This window comes from Pseudomonas sp. ANT_J12 (assembly GCF_008370045.1).
Lineage (GTDB): Bacteria > Pseudomonadota > Gammaproteobacteria > Pseudomonadales > Pseudomonadaceae > Aquipseudomonas.
Window position 1 is genome coordinate 197793 of sequence record NZ_VOBN01000010.1, and the last position, 22236, is coordinate 220028.

General features: G+C 61.8%; 22 protein-coding genes. 10 read left to right on the top strand and 12 right to left on the bottom strand.

From position 1 onward, the window contains the following. Positions 1-7: 7 nt before the first annotated feature. From FQ192_RS21335 to FQ192_RS21345, 3 genes are all read right to left on the bottom strand, one after another. Positions 8-1603, bottom strand: coding sequence for a GMC family oxidoreductase (locus FQ192_RS21335; RefSeq protein ID WP_149660308.1), 1596 nt, complete (start codon positions 1601-1603; stop codon positions 8-10). A gap of 156 nt (positions 1604-1759) precedes the next feature. Continuing rightward, complete coding sequence (locus FQ192_RS21340) at positions 1760-2305, bottom strand: twin-arginine translocation pathway signal protein (protein ID WP_149660309.1); 546 nt, start codon at positions 2303-2305, stop codon at positions 1760-1762. A gap of 28 nt (positions 2306-2333) precedes the next feature. After that, on the bottom strand, positions 2334-3764 hold the full coding sequence (locus FQ192_RS21345; protein ID WP_149660310.1) for a coniferyl aldehyde dehydrogenase: 1431 nt from the start codon (positions 3762-3764) through the stop codon (positions 2334-2336). 147 nt (positions 3765-3911) lie between these two features. Between FQ192_RS21345 and FQ192_RS21350 the strand changes: the two genes are divergently transcribed. After that, positions 3912-4583, top strand: coding sequence for a TetR/AcrR family transcriptional regulator (locus FQ192_RS21350; protein ID WP_133835569.1), 672 nt, complete (start codon positions 3912-3914; stop codon positions 4581-4583). A gap of 33 nt (positions 4584-4616) precedes the next feature. Continuing rightward, positions 4617-5471 carry a sulfurtransferase gene (locus tag FQ192_RS21355; protein ID WP_149660311.1) on the top strand — a complete coding sequence of 285 codons (855 nt, stop codon included), beginning with the start codon at positions 4617-4619 and terminating at the stop codon, positions 5469-5471. A 22-nt stretch (positions 5472-5493) separates the two neighbouring features. Here FQ192_RS21355 and FQ192_RS21360 read toward each other — a convergent pair whose 3' ends face one another. The 7 genes from FQ192_RS21360 to FQ192_RS21390 all read right to left on the bottom strand — a co-directional run bounded on the left by FQ192_RS21360 (position 5494) and on the right by FQ192_RS21390 (position 13750). Then, positions 5494-6333 carry an AraC family transcriptional regulator gene (locus tag FQ192_RS21360; protein ID WP_149660312.1) on the bottom strand — a complete coding sequence of 280 codons (840 nt, stop codon included), beginning with the start codon at positions 6331-6333 and terminating at the stop codon, positions 5494-5496. Between the two features lie 3 nt (positions 6334-6336). Beyond that, positions 6337-7335 carry a hydrolase gene (locus FQ192_RS21365; protein ID WP_149660313.1) on the bottom strand — a complete coding sequence of 333 codons (999 nt, stop codon included), beginning with the start codon at positions 7333-7335 and terminating at the stop codon, positions 6337-6339. Positions 7336-7401: 66 nt separating this feature from the next. Next, positions 7402-8853: a pitrilysin family protein gene (locus tag FQ192_RS21370; protein ID WP_149660314.1), complete on the bottom strand. Its 1452-nt coding sequence runs from the start codon at positions 8851-8853 to the stop codon at positions 7402-7404. After that, positions 8846-10189 carry a pitrilysin family protein gene (locus tag FQ192_RS21375; RefSeq protein ID WP_149660315.1) on the bottom strand — a complete coding sequence of 448 codons (1344 nt, stop codon included), beginning with the start codon at positions 10187-10189 and terminating at the stop codon, positions 8846-8848. Before FQ192_RS21375 ends, FQ192_RS21370 begins: the two co-directional genes overlap by 8 nt. Positions 10190-10303: 114 nt before the next feature. Further along, complete coding sequence (rsmD, locus tag FQ192_RS21380; protein WP_149660316.1) at positions 10304-10912, bottom strand: 16S rRNA (guanine(966)-N(2))-methyltransferase RsmD; 609 nt, start codon at positions 10910-10912, stop codon at positions 10304-10306. Beyond that, the gene (locus FQ192_RS21385; protein ID WP_149660317.1) at positions 10912-12402 is read right to left on the bottom strand and encodes a pitrilysin family protein; all 1491 of its coding nucleotides are present in this window, start codon (positions 12400-12402) and stop codon (positions 10912-10914) included. Before FQ192_RS21385 ends, rsmD begins: the two co-directional genes overlap by 1 nt. Further along, positions 12395-13750, bottom strand: a complete 1356-nt coding sequence (locus tag FQ192_RS21390) for a pitrilysin family protein (protein ID WP_149660318.1) — start codon at positions 13748-13750, stop codon at positions 12395-12397. Before FQ192_RS21390 ends, FQ192_RS21385 begins: the two co-directional genes overlap by 8 nt. Before the next feature lie 343 nt (positions 13751-14093). Here FQ192_RS21390 and ftsY point away from each other — a divergent pair, with 343 nt between their 5' ends. The 4 genes from ftsY (at position 14094) to rpoH (ending at position 18260) form a co-directional block, all read left to right on the top strand. Then, positions 14094-15605: a signal recognition particle-docking protein FtsY gene (gene ftsY, locus FQ192_RS21400; protein WP_149660319.1), complete on the top strand. Its 1512-nt coding sequence runs from the start codon at positions 14094-14096 to the stop codon at positions 15603-15605. After that, positions 15602-16273 carry a cell division ATP-binding protein FtsE gene (gene ftsE, locus FQ192_RS21405; RefSeq protein WP_025215982.1) on the top strand — a complete coding sequence of 224 codons (672 nt, stop codon included), beginning with the start codon at positions 15602-15604 and terminating at the stop codon, positions 16271-16273. Before ftsY ends, ftsE begins: the two co-directional genes overlap by 4 nt. Next, the gene (gene ftsX, locus FQ192_RS21410) at positions 16270-17292 is read left to right on the top strand and encodes a permease-like cell division protein FtsX (RefSeq protein WP_149660320.1); all 1023 of its coding nucleotides are present in this window, start codon (positions 16270-16272) and stop codon (positions 17290-17292) included. Before ftsE ends, ftsX begins: the two co-directional genes overlap by 4 nt. Before the next feature lie 113 nt (positions 17293-17405). Beyond that, positions 17406-18260, top strand: coding sequence for an RNA polymerase sigma factor RpoH (rpoH, locus tag FQ192_RS21415; protein WP_003176698.1), 855 nt, complete (start codon positions 17406-17408; stop codon positions 18258-18260). A gap of 100 nt (positions 18261-18360) precedes the next feature. Here the strand turns inward: rpoH and mtgA are convergent, their stop codons facing one another. Further along, positions 18361-19083 (bottom strand): monofunctional biosynthetic peptidoglycan transglycosylase, encoded by a 723-nt coding sequence (gene mtgA / locus FQ192_RS21420; protein WP_149660321.1) that lies wholly within the window; start codon positions 19081-19083, stop codon positions 18361-18363. Positions 19084-19156: 73 nt separating this feature from the next. Between mtgA and FQ192_RS21425 the strand changes: the two genes are divergently transcribed. From FQ192_RS21425 to trmB, 4 genes are all read left to right on the top strand, one after another. Beyond that, the gene (locus FQ192_RS21425; RefSeq protein WP_149660322.1) at positions 19157-19537 is read left to right on the top strand and encodes a DUF423 domain-containing protein; all 381 of its coding nucleotides are present in this window, start codon (positions 19157-19159) and stop codon (positions 19535-19537) included. 71 nt (positions 19538-19608) lie between these two features. Beyond that, on the top strand, positions 19609-19809 hold the full coding sequence (thiS, locus tag FQ192_RS21430) for a sulfur carrier protein ThiS (RefSeq protein ID WP_008026157.1): 201 nt from the start codon (positions 19609-19611) through the stop codon (positions 19807-19809). A gap of 60 nt (positions 19810-19869) precedes the next feature. Then, positions 19870-20664, top strand: a complete 795-nt coding sequence (locus FQ192_RS21435; RefSeq protein ID WP_008068101.1) for a thiazole synthase — start codon at positions 19870-19872, stop codon at positions 20662-20664. 9 nt (positions 20665-20673) lie between these two features. Then, positions 20674-21399, top strand: coding sequence for a tRNA (guanosine(46)-N7)-methyltransferase TrmB (gene trmB, locus FQ192_RS21440; protein ID WP_149660323.1), 726 nt, complete (start codon positions 20674-20676; stop codon positions 21397-21399). A 179-nt stretch (positions 21400-21578) separates the two neighbouring features. Here trmB and FQ192_RS21445 read toward each other — a convergent pair whose 3' ends face one another. Beyond that, positions 21579-22127 carry an RNA 2'-phosphotransferase gene (locus tag FQ192_RS21445; RefSeq protein ID WP_149660324.1) on the bottom strand — a complete coding sequence of 183 codons (549 nt, stop codon included), beginning with the start codon at positions 22125-22127 and terminating at the stop codon, positions 21579-21581. Between the last annotated feature and the right edge of the window lie 109 nt (positions 22128-22236).

The following is a 22236-nucleotide window of genomic DNA, read 5'->3' on the forward strand; positions in this document are numbered from 1 at the left end:
TGGTTTTTCATGGGTTTTTCAGGCGTTCGGCTAAGGCTGTCGCCAGTTGCGCCGTCAATCCATACACCGACAATTGCGGGTTTGCGCCAATGCTGGTGGGGAACAGCGAGCCGTCGTGGATCGACAGATTACTCAGCTGGTGATGCCGGCCAAGGCTGTCGGTCACGGCATTCTTCGGGTCTTCGCCCATCGCGCAACCGCCCATCACATGGGCGCTGCCCAGGCGTGTGCGATACAGCTCAAGGCTCAAACCGTCGATCAGGCTGCGAGCCTCGGCGAGGGTTTTGACGTAACGCGCATCGGCGTGCATCGGCATGACCGCTTTGGCGCCGCCAGCGAACTGGATCTCGGCCATGCTGTGGAACGCCCGGCGTAAACCGTCCCAGGCGTAGGGCGAAACCTGATAATCGAGCACTGGCGTGCCGTCGCCGCGCAACTCGACACTGCCGCCGGGGCTGTCCGGGTGGAAACCGTCCCGCAGCAAGGCCAGCATGGCGTGGGTGTGGGGCAGGTTTTCCATGTGCTGGGAGTTTTCTTTACCAAAGCCGCCGAGCAAGGTCGCCGCCAACGCCGGTTGCAGCGGCGGCACTTCGAGTTTGTAAGACATTTTGCCGGTGGTGCCGTCCTGCCATTGGAAATGGTCGGAGTAGATCGACTGCGGTGCACCGTAGAACGGGTTGATCACCTCGTCGAACAGCCCGGCGGACATGTTCACCAGATGCAGGAAGGTGCGGGTGCCCAGGCGTTTATGCGGGTCTGGCGCATCGGAACGCAGCAGCAATGCCGGGCTGTTGATCCCGCCACCGGCCAGTACGTAATGCCGCGCCTTGACCGTGATGCGGCGACCGGTCGGCGCCACGCAACGCTCATCCATCGCCACGCAATTCAGGCCAGTGACCTTGCCATCCTTGATCGACAACTTTTCGGCGCGGGCCAGGTACAGCAACTCGCCACCCTTTTCCAGGGTCGCCGGAATGGTCGTCACCATCATCGATTGCTTGGCGTTGGTCGGGCAGCCCATGCCGCAATAGCCGAGGTTCCAGCAGCCGCGCACGTTGCGCGGGATCACGTGCCAGCTGTAGCCGAGTTGCTCGCAGCCTTTGCGGATCACGTCGTTGTTGGCATTGGGCGGAACCAGCCACGGGGCGACGCCGAGGCGTTGTTCCATTTTCTCGAACCACGGCGCCATCTCTGTCGGGCTGTGACCTTTGACGTTGTGTTCTTTGGCCCAGTGTTCGAGGGTCGGGTCCGGGGTGCGGAAGCTTGAGGTCCAGTTGATCAACGTGGTGCCGCCCACCGCTCGGCCCTGGAGAATGGTGATCGCGCCGTCCTTGCTCATGCGCCCGATGCCTTCCTGGTAGAGGCTGGCGTAGGCCTGGTCTTCAAGCATCTTGAAGTCGCTGCTGGTCTTGAGCGGGCCTTCTTCGATCAGCAACACCTTGTAGCCGGCGGCGCTGAGGATTTCCGCCGTGGTGCCGCCGCCGGCACCGCTGCCGATGATGGCCACGTCGGCTTCCAGGGTCAGGTCCTGGGTCAGTTGCGCGCCGTTGTAGGTTTTCCAGCCGCGGGCCAGGCCTTCGCGGAACGGATCGGGTACGGGCATGTTTGGGGTCTCTTCTTATTTTTGGATTCAGTGGTGAGGCGGCTGGCGCCTTCGCGGGCAAGCCTCGCTCCTACAGGATTTGAGGTGGACCACCCATTTGTGAACGACTCACACCCTGTAGGAGCGAAGCTTGCCCGCGAAGGGCGAGACACGGTCTTAAACGGTAGGCGGCCCGGGATAACCGCAATGCGCCCAGGACTCCTCCCGGCTGTACCACGCCATCATCACCAGTTGCAGCAACGAGCTATGCCCCATGCGCAGCAAGCTCAACGAACTGTTTTCCCAACGATCAAGGAAATGCCGGATCTCATCGGCGGAAGCATTTTCCCAACTGCCCCAGATTCCGGTCAGCGGCCCACGGGTCACGGCCATGCCGAGCACATCGAATAATTGCCGGGTCAGTTTGAGCATTTCCGGCGACAGGTGATTGAGGCCGTTATCCAGGGTTTTCAGGGTGCCATCGACGGCGGCCGGCATGTTTGCGCTGACCACGGCGCCGTCGAGCATCACCGGGATCAGCGCGCGCAAAAACAGCAGGTCGCCGCTGCGCAGAATCGCGAAACCGTCAGCGGAAACATTGGAGGAGCAACCGCTGAGGCTGGCGCCCAATCCCGCCGTGGCGAGGAAGACGCTGGCGCCCAGACTGAATTTCAGCAGGCCGCGCCGTGACAGCGCGGGTGTAGCGGACAGGCTTGGGTTCATTATTGTTATTACCCGGCGGCGATGATTGTTAGCGGATAAACAGCTTCTGAATCAGTTTCTGGATGGCTTTGCCGTACGGCGGGTAAATCAGCTTCGCCGCGTTGAGCCGCTGTTTGATCAGCACGCCCTTGGCCTTGCTGAAGGTCAGGAAACCTTCGTGGCCGTGGTAATGGCCCATGCCCGAGGCACCGATGCCGCCGAACGGCATGTCGTCCTGGGCTACGTGCAACAGCGTGTCGTTGAGGCAAACGCCGCCGGAATGGGTCTCGTGGAGCACGCGGTTTTGCTCGCGCTTGTCGTAGCCGAAGTAGTACAGCGCCAGCGGACGAGGCCGTTGATTGATGTAGGCAAACGCCTGGTCCAGATCGCTGTACGGCACGATCGGCAGCACCGGGCCGAAGATTTCATCCTGCATTACTGTCATGTCGTCGCTGACATTGAGCAGCAGGCTATGGCCCATGCGCCGGCCCTGGCCCTGGTCAAACAGCGGAATCAGCAGCGCACCCTTGCTGGTCGCGTCGCTGAGGTAGCCGTTAAGCCGCGCCAGTTGTCGGTCATTGATGATCGCGGTGTAGTCCGGGTTGTCAGCCAGGGTCGGATAAAACCCGCGAACCGCCTGGCGATAAGCTTCGACGAAGGAGCCGACGCGGTCTTCCGGTACCAGCACGTAGTCCGGGGCCACGCAGGTTTGCCCGGCGTTGAGGGTCTTGCCGAAGGCGATGCGCTCGGCGGCGTCCTTGAGCGGCACGTCCCGGGAGACGATGGCCGGGGACTTGCCGCCCAGTTCGAGGGTCACCGGGGTCAGGTTCTCCGCTGCCGCGCGCATCACGTGTTTGCCGATGCTGGTGGCGCCGGTAAACAGCAAATGATCGAAACGCAGACGGGAGAACGCGACGCCGATATCCGCCTCGCCCAGTACCACGCAGACCAGATCTGTCGGAAAGATCCGTGCGAGCAATGCCTTGAGCAGCAAGCCCGTGGCGGGCGTGGACTCGCTGAGTTTGAGCATCACCCGATTACCCGCCGCCAACGCTCCCACCAGCGGGCCGATGGCCAGGTACAGCGGGTAGTTCCAGGGCACGATCACGCCGACCACGCCCAATGGCTGGTAAACGACTTTGGCTGAAGCGGGTTGAAAGGCGATGCCGACCTTGCGCCGCGACGGTTTCATCCAGCCTTTGAGGTGCTGGCTGGCGTAATGGATGCCGTGCAGGCTGGGCATCAGCTCGGCGAGCAGGGTTTCATCGGCGCTGCGGTGGCTGAAATCCTGGCTGATCGCATCGATCAGGGCTTGGCGTTCATGGCTCAAGAGATCGCGCAATGCCTTGAGCCATTGCTGGCGCTGACCGGCGGTTGGCATCGGGTTGGCGGCGTAAGCGGCGCGCTGCGCATTGAACAAAGTCTGGAGCTCATCCAAAGGCTGCTGTAGGTTCTGCAGGTAGGCAATGTCGGCAGTCATCGTCGGCTCCGGATTTATTGTAATGAGGAACTTTTTAGAGTCTATGCTCTAGAAAGTCAAATGACTTCCTGATGCAGCATGGTTTTATCCACCACCGGATAGGCCGTAAGATGCTCCGTCACCGCACTCTGAATTAAAGCTCAAGCCATGGCCCCCAGGATCAAAACCAGCGAGCGCATCGTGCAGAACAGCCTGGAACTGTTCAATCAGCAGGGTGAGCGCAGCATCAGCACCAACCACATTGCAGCCCACATGGAAATTTCCCCGGGCAACCTGTACTACCACTTCCCCAACAAGCAGGCGATCATCGCCGTGTTGTTCAGTGAGTACGAAACCCTGGTGGACAGCTTCCTGCGCCCACCCCAGGGCCGCGCCGCCACGGTCGAAGACAAGCGCTACTACCTCAAGGAGCTGCTGTCGGCGATGTGGCGCTACCGCTTCCTGCACCGCGACCTCGAGCACTTGCTGGAAAGCGACCCGGACCTGGCTGCCCGTTACCGACGCTTTTCACAGCGCTGCGTGATTCAGGGCACCGCCATCTACGTCGGCTTCGTCGAGGCCGGCATCCTCAACATGGATCGCGTGCAGATCGAATCCCTGACCATCAATGCCTGGATCATTCTCACGTCCTGGGTGCGTTTCCTGTGCACCACGCGGGAAAACTCCAATCACCTGAGCGAACAGGCGATCAAGCGCGGCGTGTACCAGGTGCTGGTGCTGGAAGCGGGGTTTGTCACCGAGCAGGCGCGCGGCGAGGTGAATGCCCTGTTCGAAGAGTTTTACGTGCCGTTGGCCCAAGCCCTGGAAGAAGTGCAGTAGGATCAGACACCGACTTAAGCACAGGAGCCCGTTATGCCCATTGCGCAACTGATCAGCCCGCAAGCGTTGGACCTGAAAAAGGAGCCGCCGGGGCTGGTGATTCTGGATTGTCGTTTTGCCCTCGAAGACCCGGACTACGGTCAGCGCAGCTACTCGGAAGGGCATATCGCCGGGGCGCGCTTTGCCGATCTTGAGCGTGATCTGAGCGGGCCAGTGGTGAAGGGCGTCACCGGGCGTCATCCGCTGCCGGAACCTGAAGCCTTGATCGAACGCCTGCAAGCCTGGGGCATCAACGCCGACAGCGAAGTGGTTTTATACGATGACGGTCCCGGTGCCTTCGCGGCGCGGGCCTGGTGGTTGCTGGCCTGGCTGGGCAAGCGTGACGGCGTGTTTATCCTCGATGGCGGGCTCAAGGCCTGGCACGCGGCGGGGCTGCCGTTGAGTCTCGATGCGCCTTCCGTTATCCGTGGCACCTTCAGCGGCAAGCCGGATGCTTCGTTGCTGCTCAGCGCCGAACAACTCCAGCAACGTCTAGGCCAACCTGCGCTGACCCTGCTCGACGCCCGGGCTTTGCCACGCTTCAAGGGCGAAGTGGAACCGATCGACCCGATCGCCGGGCACATCCCCGGCGCGCAATGCGCGGCGTTCACCGACAACCTGAGCAGTGACGGGCGTTTCCTGCCAGCGGACCAGCTCAAGCAACGCTTTGCCGCGAAACTCGGTGATCGCTCGCCGACGGAGTTGGTGGCGTATTGCGGCTCCGGCGTGACGGCGTGCCACAACCTGTTTGCGTTGTGCCTGGCGGGTTATCCGTTGGCGGCGTTGTATGCCGGGTCTTGGAGCGAGTGGATCAATGAGCCGGCGCGGGGCATCGCTACCGGCGAATAACCCCGTAGCCCTTGGACCTGTCTTAATTCCTGAGGGGTGTTCGCGCACTGCGATACGCCCCCGGCCCAACCCCGTAAACCTGCTTGAACTGCCGGCTCAAGTGACTCTGGTCGGCAAACCCCAGTTGGGTCGCAACTTCCAGCGGCAGGCAACCACCCTGTAACAACGCCCGCGCCCGCGCAATACGTTGCTGCATCAGCCAGGTGTGCGGCGGCATGCCGGTGGCGCGGCGGAATACCCGGGCGAAGTGGAAGGGCGACAGGTTCACCGCGCTGGCCAGTTCTTCCAGCGACGGCGGCGCCGCCAGTTGCGAGTGCAACAAGTCCTTGGCCAGGGTCACCGCCCGGTGTTCCTTGCCGGGTTTGCCGGCAATCGGCACGGCGGCGTGGCGTTGCAGCAGCGACAGCATCATTTCCCGCCACACCGTTTGCTGTTGCAGCGCGGTGGACGGGCTCTCCAGCAGACGATGCAACTGACAGAAGCCCTTCACCAGATCCGGGTCGCGATACAGCGTGGCGCCAAACGCCGGCAACTCATTGGTCGGCAATTCCAGTTCGGCCAGCAGCGACAGGATCTGCCCGCTGTCGGGGTAAAACGCCCGGTACAACCAGCCGTCCTCCGTGCCTTTATGGCCGGTGTGCAGTTCATCCGGATTGATCAACACCAGCGTGCCGCTGCCCGCCAGGTGTTCGGCGCCGCGATAACGGTAACGCTGGGCGCCGGCCATGATCATGCCGATCACATAGCCGTCGTGCACATGGGGCGCGAAGCGGTGTTCGATGTAGCGCGCCGACAACAGCTCGACCCCGGCCAGCGGCGCTGTTTGCCAGAAGTGGATCGACTCGCCCTGATCGACGTCCATGACTTACTCGCGACCTGGGCTGGCCAGCCAGCGGGGGATGCGGCGTTCCAGGTAATAACTCGGCTGCCGGAACGAGCCGTCAACGAAACCGACATGCCCGCCCTTGGCCTGCAATTCGAACTGGGTGCTGGCGGACAACTCGCTGGCATCGGGCAGACTGTGGGGAAAGACGAACGGATCGTCGGCGGCCTGGATGATCAAGGTCGGCGTACGAATTTCCCCGAGGAAATAACGACTCGACGCGCGGCGATAGTAATCCTCGGCGTCGACAAAACCATTCAGCGGCGCCGTGACCCGGCCATCGAAATCCCAGAAGGTGCGCATGTTCTCCAGCGAACCCAGTGCCGCCAATGCCGCGAGGCCATCCTCGCGCCCGTCATGCTGGAACTGCCGTTGCTTGTTCTTGATGTAGGCGACCATCTCGCGCATGAAATGCGCCTGGTAAACCTTGGAAAAACCTTTGCCGATCCGGTCCGCGCACTGGTCGAGACGAAACGGCACCGACACCGCCACCGCGCCGAGCACACCGCTGTCGCTGCCGGTTTCGCCCAAGTGCTTGAGCAACACGTTGCCGCCCAGGGAATAGCCGACCGCGTACAACGGCGCGAGCGGGCGTTTGGCTTTCAGGTGTTTGATGGCTTCGGCCAGGTCTTCGCTGGCGCCAGAGTGATAGCTGCGGGGCAACAGATTCGGCTCCCCCGAGCAGCCGCGCCAGTTCAGCGCAACGCTGGCCCAACCTTGATCCCCGAGGACTTTTTGCAGGCCGGCGACATAAGGCGAGTTCGACGAGCCGGTCAGCCCGTGCAGCACCAGCACCAACGGCGCATCGACGGTGTGCGGGCCGTGCCAGTCGAGGTCGAGGAAGTCGCCATCGTCGAGCCACAGGCGTTCACGGTCACGTTGGATATGGGTGGTTTTGCGCCATAGCGGCCCCCACAAGGTTTGCAAGTGCGGGTTGCCGAGGCCGAAGGCCGGGGTGAAGCGTTCGCTGGGCTTGAGCACGGTGGTTCTCTGCAAGGTAAAACAATCGGCGGCAGGGCTGGAGCCTGCCACCGATGTCCAAAGAATCTAACTTGCCACAATCCCCGGCTCGGCGCGACACATGCTCTGGGTGGCCCCGCTGATCGGCAAGGGCAATGGCTGCTGTTCCACCGTCGGGCCGACGGTCACCACCGACCATTGGTCCGGGTCAAAATGCCGGTTCAACGCCGTTTTGATGTGCTCGGTCGTCAACCCTTGGGCCTGCTCAATGGTGAAGTCCAGGTCCAGGGGCAAGTTGTAGTGGTTGATCGCGACCAGTCGCTTCAGGATCTGTGCGTTGCTCGAACTGTTCAGCGCGGAGTGGCTGCGCAGCTGGCGCAGGGTGTCATCGAGTTCCTGTTGGGTCGGACCGGTTTGCAAAAACTCGCGATACATCGACTGCACCTTGTTCACCACGCCCTCACTGAACTGCGGGCTGGTCTGCAGGCTGATGATGGCGCTGCCGCCGCCCTGCCAGGGCGTGGTCTTCAGGTGTACGCCGTAGGTCACCCCGCGTTTTTCCCGTAGCTCGGTCATCAAGCGAGAGGTCAGTTTCTGGCCGCCGAAAATCGTATGACCCACTGTCAATGCCACGTAATCAGGATGCAGGCGCGGCACGCTTGGTTGGCCGAGCATGATCTGTGTCTGGCTCGCCGCTCGCTCGATATGCCGTGACGGTGCGTCGCCTTGTCGGCGGGGAACTGGCGGCACGGGGGCTAATTCGGCACCGGCCGGTAGCCTGTTGAACACATGCAGGCTGATGGCCTGGGCTTGCTCCAGCGTCAGGTCGCCGACCAGGGTGATCCGTGCGTTGGAGCCGGTGTAGGCCTGCCGATGGAACGCCCGTATCTGCTCCCGCGAGAGTGCGGCCACGCCGGGTTCGGTGCCCAGGACTGGCCTGGCATAGGGGTGACCCGCCATCAGCAAATCATTCATGGCTTGGGCGGTCTGCGATTCGGGGTTCTGCGGCCCGGCCTGGATCAGCTCGACGAGTTGTTTCTTGACGTGGATCAGCGCTTCTTCGGCCAACAAGGGTTGGCCAAGGATCTGGGTGAACAGCGCCAGCGCGGGGGCGCTTTTGTCCTTGGCGGTCAGGCTGCGCAAGGACAACGAGACCTGATCCTGATCGATGTTCATGGCAAATCGGGCGCCGAGCCCGTCAAAGGTTTCGGTAATCGCGGCCAGGTCCTTGCCCGACACACCCTCGTTCAGCAGGCTGAACGTCGCGGCCGCCAGCCCCGGATGTTCACCGTCCCGCGCGCTGCCGGCGGGGAAGCTCACATGCAGGTCGAACATCGGCAGTTCCGGGGTGTGGACAAACAGCACCTTGCCGCCAACCGGTGACTTCCAGCCGCGGATTTCCAGGGCGCGTTTGGCGCTGGCCGTTTCGTCCAGCTCGGCCAGGGATTGCAGGCGCGGGGGCTCGCTGTCGGCCAGGGCCAGGCAACCTTGCAGGCCACTGATCAGCAGCCATAGGGTCACGCAAGTGAGCTTATTCATGGGGTTTCTCCACGTGGACATGGGCCGAACTCAGGCGTTGGCGGGTCAGGTAGGTGATGGCGGCGTGCTGGATGTCGGCGGGGGTGACCTGATTCAGTTCGTGGGTGTCCTGTTCCGTCAGTTGCCAGGGAAGACCGACGCTCTCAAATGTACCCAGGAGGGACGCCTGGCTTTCGATGGCGTCGCGGTCGTAAACCTGCCGGGCGATCAGTTGGGTGCGGGCGCGTTCCAGTTCGGCGGGGGCGGGCGGGGTGGTCTTCAATTCCTCCAGCAGCGCCCAGATGCGTGCCTGTGCCTGATCGAGGCTTTCGGTGCGATGGGGGTTGAGTTGGGCAGTGAGGGTCAAAAGGCTGTCGCCGCGATACAGGGCGTTGTAATGGGAGGTCGCGCTGGAAAACAGCCGGTCGGTGAGTTGCAGGCGTTTGGGCAGGCGTGCGCTGGGGGAATCGCCCAGCAAGATGTTGAGCAGCCGCAAGGCATGTACCGAACGGCGGTTTTCAGCCGTGACCAGGCTCGGGACGTTGAACGACATGATCAGCCGAGGCGCAGCAATGGCTTGGTGCAGGGTGATGGTTCGCTCGCCGGGTTCGGCCAGTTCCAGGGAGGTTGTCGGGGCAATGAACGGCTTGGCCGGGACGACACCGAAGTAGCGCTCGGCCAAGGGTTTGATCGTCTCCAGCGTGACATCGCCGACCAGCACCAGCGTCGCGTTGCCGGGGGCGTAGCGGGTTTGATACCAATGGCGCAGGTCGTCGGCGGTCAGGCGTTGGATGTCGTGCATCCAGCCGATGACTGGTGCACCAGAGCTGCTGGCGGGGTAGGCGATACGGGTGAGGCGCTCATGGGCGATCTCGTCCGGATTGTCATCGGTGCGCAGCCGGCGCTCTTCCTGGATGACCGCCCGTTCGGGGATGAAATCCTCGGCGCGCAGGGTCGCCGTGGACATCATGTCGGCCATCAGTTCGAACGCGACGCCCAGTTGGTGGGGCTGCAAGGTCTGGTGATAAGTGGTCACGTCCTGGTCGGTAAAGGCGTTATGGTTCGCGCCCAGGTTGTCCAGGATGGCCGTGGCCTCGCCGGTGCAGGTCTTGCTGCTGCCCTTGAACAGCATGTGTTCCAGGGCGTGGGACAGGCCGGACTTTCCCGGCGGTTCATCGCTGGAGCCGACGCGAAACCAGAGTTGTGCGGTTACCACCGGCGCGCGGTGGTCTTCGCGCACCAGGACCTTGAGGCCGTTGCCGAGCGTGAATTCGTGGGTGGGTTGTGCGGGTTCGGCCAATGCCGAGAAGGGCAATAGCCAGGAAAAGAGCAGCATCCTGCTGCGAGCGACGTTCATCCGTGTTCATCCTCAGTGGTTTACGAAACATGCGTAAACCACTGTGGCGAATCGGACGCGGCGCCTGGCGGTAATTATCTACCGCACGGGCCGGGGTGTTTCAGGGATGGCGGCTCAGTTCGCCAGCGGGCTGCGCTGCCACAGCGCGTAGTAAACGCGCCCGGACTTCTGCTCCCGGTGCAGGCGCCAGTTACCCGGCAAACCCAGCACCGACGGTGCGTTCTCGCTTTCGGTATAGACCCAGGCGTCATCGGCCAGCCACTGCCGCTCTTCGAGCAAGGCGCACACGCCCGGCAACAGGTTCTGGTTGAACGGCGGGTCGAGGAACACCACGTCGTAGGCGGTCGCTGGCTGGATTTCCAGGTAGCGCAAGGCATCGGCGGTCTGGACCTGGCCGGTGGTGCAGCGCAGGGTGCCCAGGTGTTCCTTGATGCTGGACACCGCGATATTGCTCGCGTCCAGCGCCTGGCCCATGGCGGCGCCGCGGGACAGGGCTTCGAGAAACAGCGCGCCGCTACCCGCGAACGGGTCCAGCACCTTGGCCCCGGCGATATACGGCGCCAGCCAGTTGAACAGGGTTTCACGCACCCGGTCCGGGGTCGGACGCAGGCCCGGGGCGTCAGGGAAACTCAACTTCCGGCTGCCCCATTCGCCGCCGATGATGCGCAGTTGGTTCACGCCGTTGTGCACGTTGTGAACAGGTTTTTTAGGACGAGTGGCCATTAATGCTCCGGAACCCCGAGCGGCTGCTCGGCGGGTTTATCAGATGGGGCCGGTAACGGCTTTTGCGGCACGGTCGGGCCAGCGCTGACGATGACCATTTTGTCCGTGCTCAGGTGTTTGTTCAGTGCGTTTTTCACCTGCTCGACCGTCAGGCTCTGGGACTGCTGCATGAAGTCCTCAAGGTAGGTCAGCGGCAGGTTGTAGAAACCCATGGCGCCGAGCTGGCCGACGATATCGGCGTTGCTGGCGGTGGACAGCGGGAAGCTGCCGGCCAGTTCGCGCTTGGCGTCGTCGAGTTCTTTTTCGGTCGGGCCGGTTTTAAGGTAGTCGGCGAGTACGTCCTGCACCAGTTTCAGAGTGCCTTCGCTCATTTCGGCGCGGGTCTGCAGGTTGATCATGAACGGGCCACGGGCCTGCATCGGGGTGAAGCCCGAGTAGACGCCGTAAGCCAGGCCACGCTTCTCGCGCACTTCGCTCATCAAGCGGGTGCCGAAGCCACCGCCGCCGAGGATCTGGTTGCCCATGGACAGCGCCGCGTAGTCCGGGTCATCGCGGTCGATGCCCAGTTGCGCGAGCATCAGGTTGGTCTGCTTGGACGGGAACTCGATGTGGCCGATGCTGGCCTTGGGTTCGACCGGTTGCGGGATCTTCGCCAGGGCCGGGCCTTTTGGCAGCGCGCTGGAGACTTGCGCGGCAATCGCTTCGGCCTCGGCACGGGACAGGTCGCCCACCAGCGCAATCACCACGTTGCCAGCGGCGTAGGCTTTCTCGTGGAAGGCCCGCAGCTGCGCCAGGGTGATCGCCGGAACGGATTTCGCCGTGCCATCGCTGGAATTGGCGTAAGGATGATCGCCGTACAAGCGTTTCATCAGCTCAAGGCCGGCCAGTTTGCCGGGGTTCTGCTTCTGGTATTCGAAACCGGCGAGCAGCTGGTTCTTGATCCGCGCGAACGAGTCGGCGGGGAAGGTCGGTTTGCCGATGACTTCGGAAAACAGCTTCAAGGCTGGCTCGCGTTTGTCGGCGGCGCTCAAACTGCGCAGCGAAGCAACGGCCATGTCTTTGTAGGCGCCGTTGCCAAAGTCTGCCCCCAGGCCTTCGAAACCCTGGGCGATGGCGCCGACATCTTTACCGGCCACGCCTTCGTTGAGCATGGCATTGGTCAGCAGCGCGAGGCCCGGCGCATTGCCGTCCTGGCTGCTGCCGGCGGCGAAGATCAGGCGCATGTCGAACATCGGCAGCTCCCGGGCTTCGACAAACATCACCTTGGCGCCTTCGGCGGTGGTCCAGGTCTGCACGTCCATGTTGCGGTGGCTCGGGGCCTTGCCGTCGAGTTCGGCCAGAGATTGCAGCTTCTGGCTGGACTTGGCCTTGTCGAGGGCTTCGCTGGCCGTGGACTCGTCGGGCCGCAACAGGTAGACGGTGGCCGAGCCGATCAGTGCAACGAGGATCAGGCCAATCAGCGCCAGGCGCGGTTTTTTACGCTCACTCATGAGTCGTCTCCAGTGGAAGTACATGGGCGACGCTGAGACGTTCGCGGGTGAAATACAGCTTGGCGGCTTTCTGGATGTCGTCGGGGGTGACGCTTTCCAGGTCGGCGAGTTCGGTGTCCATCAGTTTCCACGACAAGCCGACGGTTTCGAGTTGGCCGATGGCGGTGGCCTGGCTGGTGATCGAATCCCGCTCGTAGACAAGGCCGGCAATCACCTGGGCCCGCACGCGCTCCAGCTCTTCAGCCGATGGCGCCGTGGTTTTCAACTGTTCGAGCAGCTTCCACAGGCCGGCTTCCGCCTGGGCGATGGTTTTCTTCTTTTGCGAGTTCGGGCTGGCCGACAGGGTGAACAGGCTGTCGCCACGGGTGTAGGCGTCGTAGCTCGACGAACCGCCGGACACCAGCTCTTCGCCGCGCTCCAGTTGCGTCGGAATCCGACCGCTGTAGCCGCCGTCGAGCAGGGCCGAGATCAGGCGCAAGGCATTCACCGAACGTTTGTCTTCGGCGGTGGCAATGCTCGGCACGTTGAAGGCCAGCATCAGGCTCGGCAGTTGGGTCTGCACGTGCAGGGTGATCTGCCGTTCACCGGGCTCGGCCAGTTCCAGCGGGATTTTCGCCGGTGGCACGTCACGCTTGGCAATCGGGCCGAAGTAACGCTGGGCCAGGGTTTTGACTTCATCCGGGGTGACGTCGCCGACCACGACGAGGGTGGCGTTGTTCGGCACGTACCAGGATTGGTACCAGTGGCGCAGTTCCTCGACCTTCATGCGGTCGAGGTCAGCCATCCAGCCGATGGTCGGCGTGTGATAGCCGCTGGCCGGGTAAGCCATGGCCTTGAAGCGTTCGTAGGCCTTGGACATCGGCTTGTCGTCGGTGCGCAGGCGACGTTCTTCCTTAATAACCTCGATTTCGCGGCTGAATTCGTCGGCCGGGAGTTTCAGGTTGGCCATGCGGTCGGCTTCGAGTTCGAAGGCCACGCCCAGGCGATCCCGGGCCAGCACTTGGTAATAGGCGGTGAAGTCGTCGCTGGTGAAGGCGTTTTCTTCGGCGCCGAGATCGCGCAGGATCAGCGACGCTTCGCCGGGGCCGACTTTCTCGCTGCCCTTGAACATCATGTGCTCCAGGGCGTGGGACAAACCGGTCTGACCCGGGGTCTCGTAGCTGGAGCCGACCTTGTACCAGACTTGGGAAACCACCACCGGCGCCCGATGGTCTTCGCGCACGACGACCTTCAAGCCGTTGTCGAGGGTGAATTCATGGGTGGGTTGCGGATCGGCAGCCAGGGCCGAGAGGGGCAGACAAACTGCGCTGAACAGCAGGCCTGCAGCGCGGCGGGCTAGAGCATTCATACGTTTTTAAACCTTTGGGGCTGCCCGCTTGTTCTTAGCGTCAGCGGGCGAGAGGGTGCTAGGATACTGATCCGTTTTACTGGCGGCCACGCCTGTGAGCCTTTTATCGGCGCGCAGGTTGTCTGGGTTCTCGGCAGAAGCTTTGAGTTTGTCCGCTAAACTCTGCGTTTTCGCCGACGATGCCGGTCCAGTCCTTCGTATTAGTCGACCTTTGAGGTGCCGTTGGCACCTCGACAAATTGTTGCGCGTGAACAAGCTGGGTGAATCGCAGTCTGTTCTGCATCGAATATTTATTTGCCGGGGCGCCCTTTGGCGCGTCGCTACCGTGAGATAGCCGTCCTCCATGTTTGGTTCCAACGACGACAAGAAGACCCCAGCTGCGGCTGGCGAGAAGAAAGGCCTGTTCGGATGGCTGCGCAAAAAGCCGCAGGAAACCGTCGTCGAACAGCCACAATCCATTCCTGAGCCTGTTCCCGCACCGGTAATAGAAGAAGAGCCGGCACCGGTTGTTCTGCCGAATGTCGAGCCGGTATTGCAACCGGTGGTTGAGACCGAGCCTGAAGTCGTGGCCGAATCGCCGCTGACGCCAGCCGCTGAGCCTTGGCTGACCTTGCCGGTCGCGGAAGAGCCGGTGGCGTTGGTTGAGGATGAGCAGGCCCCGCACATTGCTCCGCCTATTCCAGCGCCGATTGCGTTTACCCCTGAGCCGATTCATGTGCCGGTGATGGAGCCGGTTGTCGCGCCAGTCTTCGTGGCCGAACCTGAACCGGTTGTTGTTCCAGATCCAGAAGCGCCGGCCTTCGTAGCGCCTGTCGCTCCAATTGTCCAGGCGCTTGCGCCTGTTCCGGTTGTCGCTCCCGTTGTCGAAGCACCTGTCGCCCTCGTTGAAACCCCGGCCGAGCCGCCGCGCGCCGAGGAAACCAAAGCCGGTTTCTTCGCCCGCCTCAAGCAAGGCCTGTCCAAGACCAGCGCCAGCATCGGCGAAGGCATGGCCAGTCTGTTCCTGGGCCGCAAGACCATCGATGACGAACTGCTCGAAGACATCGAAACCCGTCTGCTGACCGCTGACGTGGGGGTCGAGGCGACCTCGGTGATCATTCAGCGCCTGACCCAGAAGGTCGCGCGCAAAGAATTGGCCGACGCCGACGCGCTGTACAAATCCCTGCAAGCTGAACTGGCGGCGATGCTCAAGCCAGTCGAGCAGCCGCTGAAAATCACCTCGCAGAACAAGCCATTCGTGATTCTGGTCGTCGGCGTCAACGGCGCCGGCAAGACCACCACCATCGGCAAACTGGCGAAGAAGCTGCAACTGGAAGGCAAGAAAGTCATGCTGGCCGCCGGTGACACCTTCCGCGCCGCCGCGGTGGAGCAATTGCAGGTCTGGGGTGAGCGCAACAAGATCCCGGTGATCGCCCAGCACACCGGCGCCGATTCGGCTTCGGTGATCTTCGACGCCGTGCAGGCTGCCAAGGCCCGTGGCATCGATGTGTTGATCGCCGACACCGCTGGTCGTCTGCACACCAAAGACAACCTGATGGAAGAGTTGAAAAAGGTGCGCCGGGTAATCAGCAAGCTCGACGCCGACGCGCCCCACGAGGTGCTGCTGGTGCTCGACGCCGGCACTGGCCAGAACGCGATCAACCAGGCCAAGCAGTTCAACCAGACCGTGCAACTGACGGGCCTGGCGCTGACCAAGCTCGACGGCACCGCCAAGGGTGGGGTGATTTTTGCCCTGGCCAAGCAGTTCGGCTTGCCCATCCGCTACATCGGTGTCGGTGAAGGCATCGATGATTTGCGTACCTTTGAAGCAGAACCCTTTGTCCAGGCATTGTTTGCCGAGCGGGAGCGTTCATGATTCGTTTCGAACAGGTCGGTAAACGCTACCCGAACGGTCACGTCGGCTTGCATGAGCTGAGCTTTCGAGTCCGTCGGGGCGAATTCTTGTTTGTCACCGGCCATTCCGGCGCCGGTAAAAGCACCTTGTTGCGGCTGTTGTTGGCGATGGAACGCCCGAGCACCGGCAAGTTGCTGCTGGCCGGGCAAGACCTGAGCACCATCAGCAACGCGCAGATTCCTTACCTGCGTCGGCAGATCGGCGTGGTGTTCCAGAACCACCAGTTGCTGTTTGATCGCACGGTGTTCAATAACGTCGCGCTGCCGTTGCAGATTCTTGGCCTGTCCAAGGCCGAAATCGTCAAGCGGGTGGATTCGGCCCTGGAGCGTGTGGCGCTCTCGGACAAGACCGATCTGTACCCCGGTGACTTGTCCACCGGTCAGCAACAGCGCGTCGGCATTGCCCGCGCCATCGTGCATCGCCCGGCCTTGCTGCTGGCGGACGAACCGACCGGTAACCTCGACCCGCGCCTGGCGGCCGAGATCATGGGCGTGTTTGAAGACATCAACCGTCTGGGCACCAGCGTGCTTATCGCCAGCCACGACCTGGCGCTGATCGCCCGTATGCGCCACCGCATGCTGACCCTGCAGCGCGGCCGCTTGATCGGCGACGGGGAGGCCGGCGTATGAGTGCGACACGCAGCCCCAAGGTTTCCGAGCGCGTGGCCCCGAAGGCCGCCGATCCGCAACCGCAAAAGAAAAAACGCGACGATGACGACGGCCCGGATTTCGCCACGCTGCTGCGCGCCTGGATCGAAAGCCATCGTGCCAGCCTGGTGGACAGCCTGCGTCGGTTGGGCAAACAGCCGATCGGCAGTTTTTTCACCTGCCTGGTGATGGCGGTAGCCCTGAGTTTGCCGATGGGGCTGTCACTTTTGCTGAATAACGTCGAGCGGCTCGGTGGCTCCTGGCAGCGTGCGGCGCAGATTTCCCTGTACTTGCAACTCGACGCCAGCCCAGAGCAGGGCGAGTCGTTGCGCGAGCAGATCAAAGGCATGCCCGGCGTCGCGGAGGCGGAATATGTCGGTCGCGACCAGGCACTGGAGGAATTCCAGCAGCAGTCCGGTTTGGGCGAGGCGCTCAAGGAGCTGCCGGAAAACCCGCTGCCGGGCGTGGTGCTGGTGACGCCGAACGAAGTCGACAAGCCAACGCTTGAAGCATTAAGACAAAAACTTTCCGAGCTGCCGAAGGTACAACAGGCTCAACTTGATCTAGTCTGGGTCGAGCGTCTGGCCGCCATCCTCAAGCTCGGAGACCGGTTTGTCTTCGGCCTGACCGTGCTTTTGGTGTCTGCATTACTTTTGGTGATAGGCAATACCATTCGTCTTCATATTGAAAACCGCCGCACAGAGATAGAAGTGATTAAACTCGTCGGCGGCACGGACAGCTATGTGCGCAGGCCCTTTCTGTATATGGGCGCGCTTTATGGCTTCGGTGCGGGGATTCTTTCCTGGGGCGTATTGGCGTTCGGCCTGAACTGGTTGAACGACGCGGTGGTTGGTTTGGCCGGCTTGTACGGCAGTAATTTTGCGCTGGCCGGAGTGCCAGTTGCCGATGGTCTGTCGCTCTTGCTTGGCGCGGTGCTGTTGGGTTATATCGGTGCATGGATTGCAGTCGCACGTCATCTCAGGGAGTTGGCGCCGAAGTAGTATCTTTTTGCGCGTATTGACCTTTCGGTTTTTATGGGAACTTGTCCCACGGTTTCCGGTCAATTTTCGCAGTGCTGAACTGCACGAGTTATGTAAGACGGAGGTTTTTTCGTATGACCACTTCTTTGCAACCTGCTTATGCTCTGGTCCCAGGCGCAAACCTGGAGGCCTATGTGCACACGGTGAACAGCATTCCATTGCTGACGCCGGAGCAGGAGCGTGAACTGGCCGAGAGTCTCTATTATGAGCAGGATTTGGGGGCGGCTCGGCAGATGGTGCTCGCCCACCTGCGTTTTGTCGTACACATTGCCCGTAGCTATTCCGGCTACGGCCTGGCCCAGGCTGACCTGATCCAGGAAGGCAACGTCGGCCTGATGAAGGCCGTTAAGCGCTTCAACCCGGAAATGGGTGTGCGCCTGGTATCGTTCGCTGTGCACTGGATCAAGGCGGAAATCCACGAGTTCATCCTGCGCAACTGGCGCATTGTGAAAGTCGCGACCACCAAGGCCCAGCGCAAGCTGTTCTTCAACCTGCGCAGCCAGAAGAAACGCCTGGCGTGGTTGAACAACGAAGAAGTCCACCGCGTGGCGGAAAGCCTCGGCGTAGAGCCGCGGGAAGTGCGCGAGATGGAAAGTCGCCTGACGGGCCACGACATGGCCTTCGACCCGGCCGCGGAAGCGGACGACGACAGCGCTTTCCAGTCGCCGGCCAACTATCTGGAAGACCACCGGTACGACCCGGCCCGTCAACTGGAAGATGCTGACTGGAGCGACAACTCCAACCACAACCTGCACGAAGCGCTTGAAGTGCTGGACGACCGCAGCCGTGACATCCTCTACCAGCGTTGGCTGGCAGAAGAAAAAGCCACGCTGCACGACCTGGCGCAGAAGTACAACGTGTCGGCCGAGCGTATTCGTCAGCTTGAGAAGAGCGCGATGAACAAGCTCAAGTTGTCGATTGCCGCCTAACCGGCGCACCGGCAATAAAAAACGCCCCGATCAGTGATGATCGGGGCGTTTTTGTTGGTGTCCGCTATTCCTGCCTCGCTCCTACAGGGATCGCGTCAATTCATTGGGCCCACGGTGCGCGTCGCGAATCGTTGAGGCCCAGCAGATAACTATCGCCCCCCAGCTGACTCATCTGCTGGCGAATCCACCCGGCACGCCGCGCTACATAATTAGTCGGATGACTCGCGCTCCAAACCCGTGGATTCGGCAACACCGCCGCCAGCAAACTCGCCTGCTGCCGGGACAATGACCGGGCGCCGACACCAAAGTGATGCCGGGCCGCCGCTTCCGCGCCAAACACCCCGTCATCCCACTCGACGCTGTTCAGGTAAACCTCAAGAATCCGCTGTTTGGGCCACAACACTTCAATCAGCCCGGTAAACCACGCTTCCAGGCCTTTGCGCAGCCAGCTGCGGCCGGACCACAGAAACAGGTTTTTCGACACTTGCTGACTCAAGGTACTGGCACCACGAATCGAGCCGCCGAGTTCGTTGTGCGCCAGAGCTGCCTGGATCGCCCCGAAGTCGAATCCCCAGTGCTCCGGGAATTTCTGGTCTTCGCCGGCAATCACCGCGACTTTCAGGTCGTCCGAGATTTCATCCCAGGGTTTCCAGGTGCGTTGCAGGTCGATGGGCTCGCCGTCGAACCAGGATTCGACTTTGCGCTCGACCATCAACGCCGTACCCGGTGGAGGCACCACGCGGAAAATCAGGACCAGCACCACGCTGCCGCAAGCGAACCAGAGCAGGGCCTTAGTGAATCGTCGTAAAAATAAACGCAGCATAGAGATGGCTTGGCCGAACCCGTTGAGCGGGCCATTATACAGACCCTGTTGATCGAGTCTGACTGGAGTTCTCATGCTGCGTGGCTTTCTGATGCTGGCCGCTTTCTTCGGCTTCACCGGCGTGGCCCTTGGCGCGTTCGCCGCCCATGGCCTGAAAAACCGCCTGACCCCGGAATACCTGGCGATTTTCCATACCGGCGTCACCTACCAACTGGTGCACACCCTGGCGTTGCTGGGCGTCGCGTTGCTGGCCACGCAGATCCAGGGGCGTTTGATCACCTGGGCTGGCGCATCCTTTGCCATTGGCATCCTGCTTTTTTCCGGCAGTTTGTACCTGCTGACCATCACCGGAGTCAGCAAGCTGGGGATCATCACACCGTTCGGAGGCCTGGCGTTCCTGATTGGTTGGCTGTGTCTGGGCCTCGCCGCGTGGCGCTTGCCGCTGACCGCTTGACGCTTGGTGCTGACCTTTAGGTCATGATCGGGCTAGAATGCCAGCCCCTAAAAATGATGGCGGCTTCTTGCATGCGCATTCAGTTGAACGGCGAATCCCTTGAACTGCCCGACGGTGAAACCGTCGCGGCCCTGCTGACCCGTCTGGAACTGACCGGACGCCGGGTGGCGGTTGAGCTCAATCTGGATATCGTCCCGCGCAGCCAGCACGCTGACACCACGTTGAACGACGGCGACAGCGTCGAAGTCGTGCACGCCATCGGCGGCGGCTAGTCGCCCGGCCCGCAAGGGCACAGAATTCTGCAAGAACCTCACCCCTACAGAGGATTTCCCATGAGCATCGTTCGTAGCGACAAGCCCTTCGTCCTGGCCGGTCGTACTTACCAGTCGCGTTTGCTGGTAGGCACCGGCAAGTACCGCGACATGGAAGAAACCCGCCTGGCCATCGAAGCCTCGGGTGCCGAGATCGTCACCTTCGCCGTGCGTCGCACCAACCTGGGCCAGAACCCGGGAGAGCCAAACCTGCTCGAAGTCCTGTCGCCGGATCGCTATACCTTCCTGCCGAACACCGCCGGTTGCTTCGACGCGACCGAGGCTGTGCGCACCTGCCGCCTGGCCCGTGAGCTGCTCGGCGGCCATAACCTGGTGAAGCTGGAAGTGCTGGCCGACCAGAAAACCCTGTTCCCCAACGTGATCGAAACCCTCAAGGCCGCCGAAGTGCTGGTCAAGGAAGGCTTCGACGTGATGGTCTACACCAGCGATGACCCGATCATCGCCCGTCAACTGGCGGAAATCGGCGTTATCGCGGTGATGCCGCTGGCTGGTCTGATCGGCACGGGCCTGGGGATCTGCAACCCGTACAACCTGCAGATCATCCTTGAAGAAGCCAAGATTCCGGTGTTGGTAGATGCCGGTGTTGGCACCGCTTCCGACGCCACCATCGCCATGGAACTGGGTTGCGAAGCGGTGCTGATGAACTCGGCCATCGCCCACGCCCAGCAGCCGATCATGATGGCCGAAGCCATGAAACACGCCATCGTCGCCGGTCGCCTGGCCTACCTCGCCGGCCGTATGCCGAAAAAACTCTATGCCAGCGCCTCCTCGCCGCTGGATGGTCTGATCAAGTAAGAGCCATTGATGACTGAATCGAACGACACGCCTATCCAGCCGGAAGAAGGCGAAGAACGCCAACACCGCCGCATCAAGAGTTTCGTGATGCGCGCCGGACGCATGACCGAAGGCCAGCAAAAAGGCCTGGAGCAGGGCACGCCGCTGTTCGTCCTGCCGCTGGCCGATGCGCCGGTGGACTTCGACCAGGTGTTCGGCCGCTCGGCCCCGCGCTCGCTAGAAATCGGTTTCGGCATGGGCCATTCGCTGCTGGAAATGGCCGCGGCTTCGCCGGAACAGGATTTCATTGGCGTGGAAGTTCACCGTCCGGGTGTCGGCGCGCTGCTCAATGGCGTGCTGACTCAGGGCCTGACCAACCTGCGGGTCTACGATTGCGACGCGATCGAAGTGCTCAACCAATGCATCGCCGACAACAGCCTCGACCGTCTGATGCTGTTTTTCCCGGACCCGTGGCACAAGAGCCGTCACCACAAGCGCCGCATCGTCCAGGCCTCGTTCGCTGAACTGGTGCGCAGCAAATTGAAAGTCGGCGGCATTCTGCACATGGCCACCGACTGGGAACCGTATGCCGAGTACATGCTGGAAGTGATGAACGTCGCGCCGGGCTACCGCAACCTGGCCGAAGACGGCAAATGCGTCCCGCGCCCGACCGAGCGCCCGATTACCAAGTTCGAACGCCGCGGCGAACGTCTTGGGCATGGCGTGTGGGACCTGAAGTTCGAAAAGCAGTCCTAAGCATAGCCCGACTGATCGTTCCTACGCAGAGCGTCGGAACGATCAAAAACAGCTTTAAGCGACCCGCAACCTGTAGGAGCGAGGCTTGCCCGCGAAGGCGGCGTGCCAGCCACTATCATCATCGACAGACGAACCGCTTTCGCGGGCAAGCCTCGCTCCTACGTTTTTTTGTGCGGCGGCTACACCGGTGTGATGAATTTCACCGGTACATGCTCTGTCAGCCAGACGCCACTCTCAGCCTGATAGAACTTGAAGCCTTGCTCCAGCATCTGTAATGCAGCGACCTTCAGAATCACCACGGTCCCATAACGCTGGCCTACGGCGCTGGCGGTTTCGACCTCTTGGGACAGGTGCACGTGATGGCGCGATCCCGCAATCAATCCCTGCTCGTTGATCGATGCCATGAACCGTGTCGCGGTGCCGTGGTACAGCGTGGCAGGAGGGCGTTTCTCTTCGAATTGCAGGTCGACGGTTTTGGTCGAGTGGCCTTGCACGGCGCGAATGCGTTGGTCGTCTTCGGAGATTGAAAAGCGTTTCTTGTCGCTGCTATCGACGACTTGCTGGATCAAGTCCCGATCCAGCGTTCTGCCATCGAGCGCCGCGCCGCTGATCAGTGTGTCGATATCCGCCCAGCCGTCGGCATCCAGTTCCAGCCCGATGGCCTGGGGTTCGTGACGCAATACATAGCTGAGAAATTTGCTTGTCTCGTCCAGCAGCTTTTTACTCATGATCTTCCCTGACTATTGGCAAACAATGCATCGACCACAACCCCTGTAGGAGCGAGGCTTGCCCGCGAAGGCGTCGTATCAGTCGATGATGATCGTGACTGATACGACG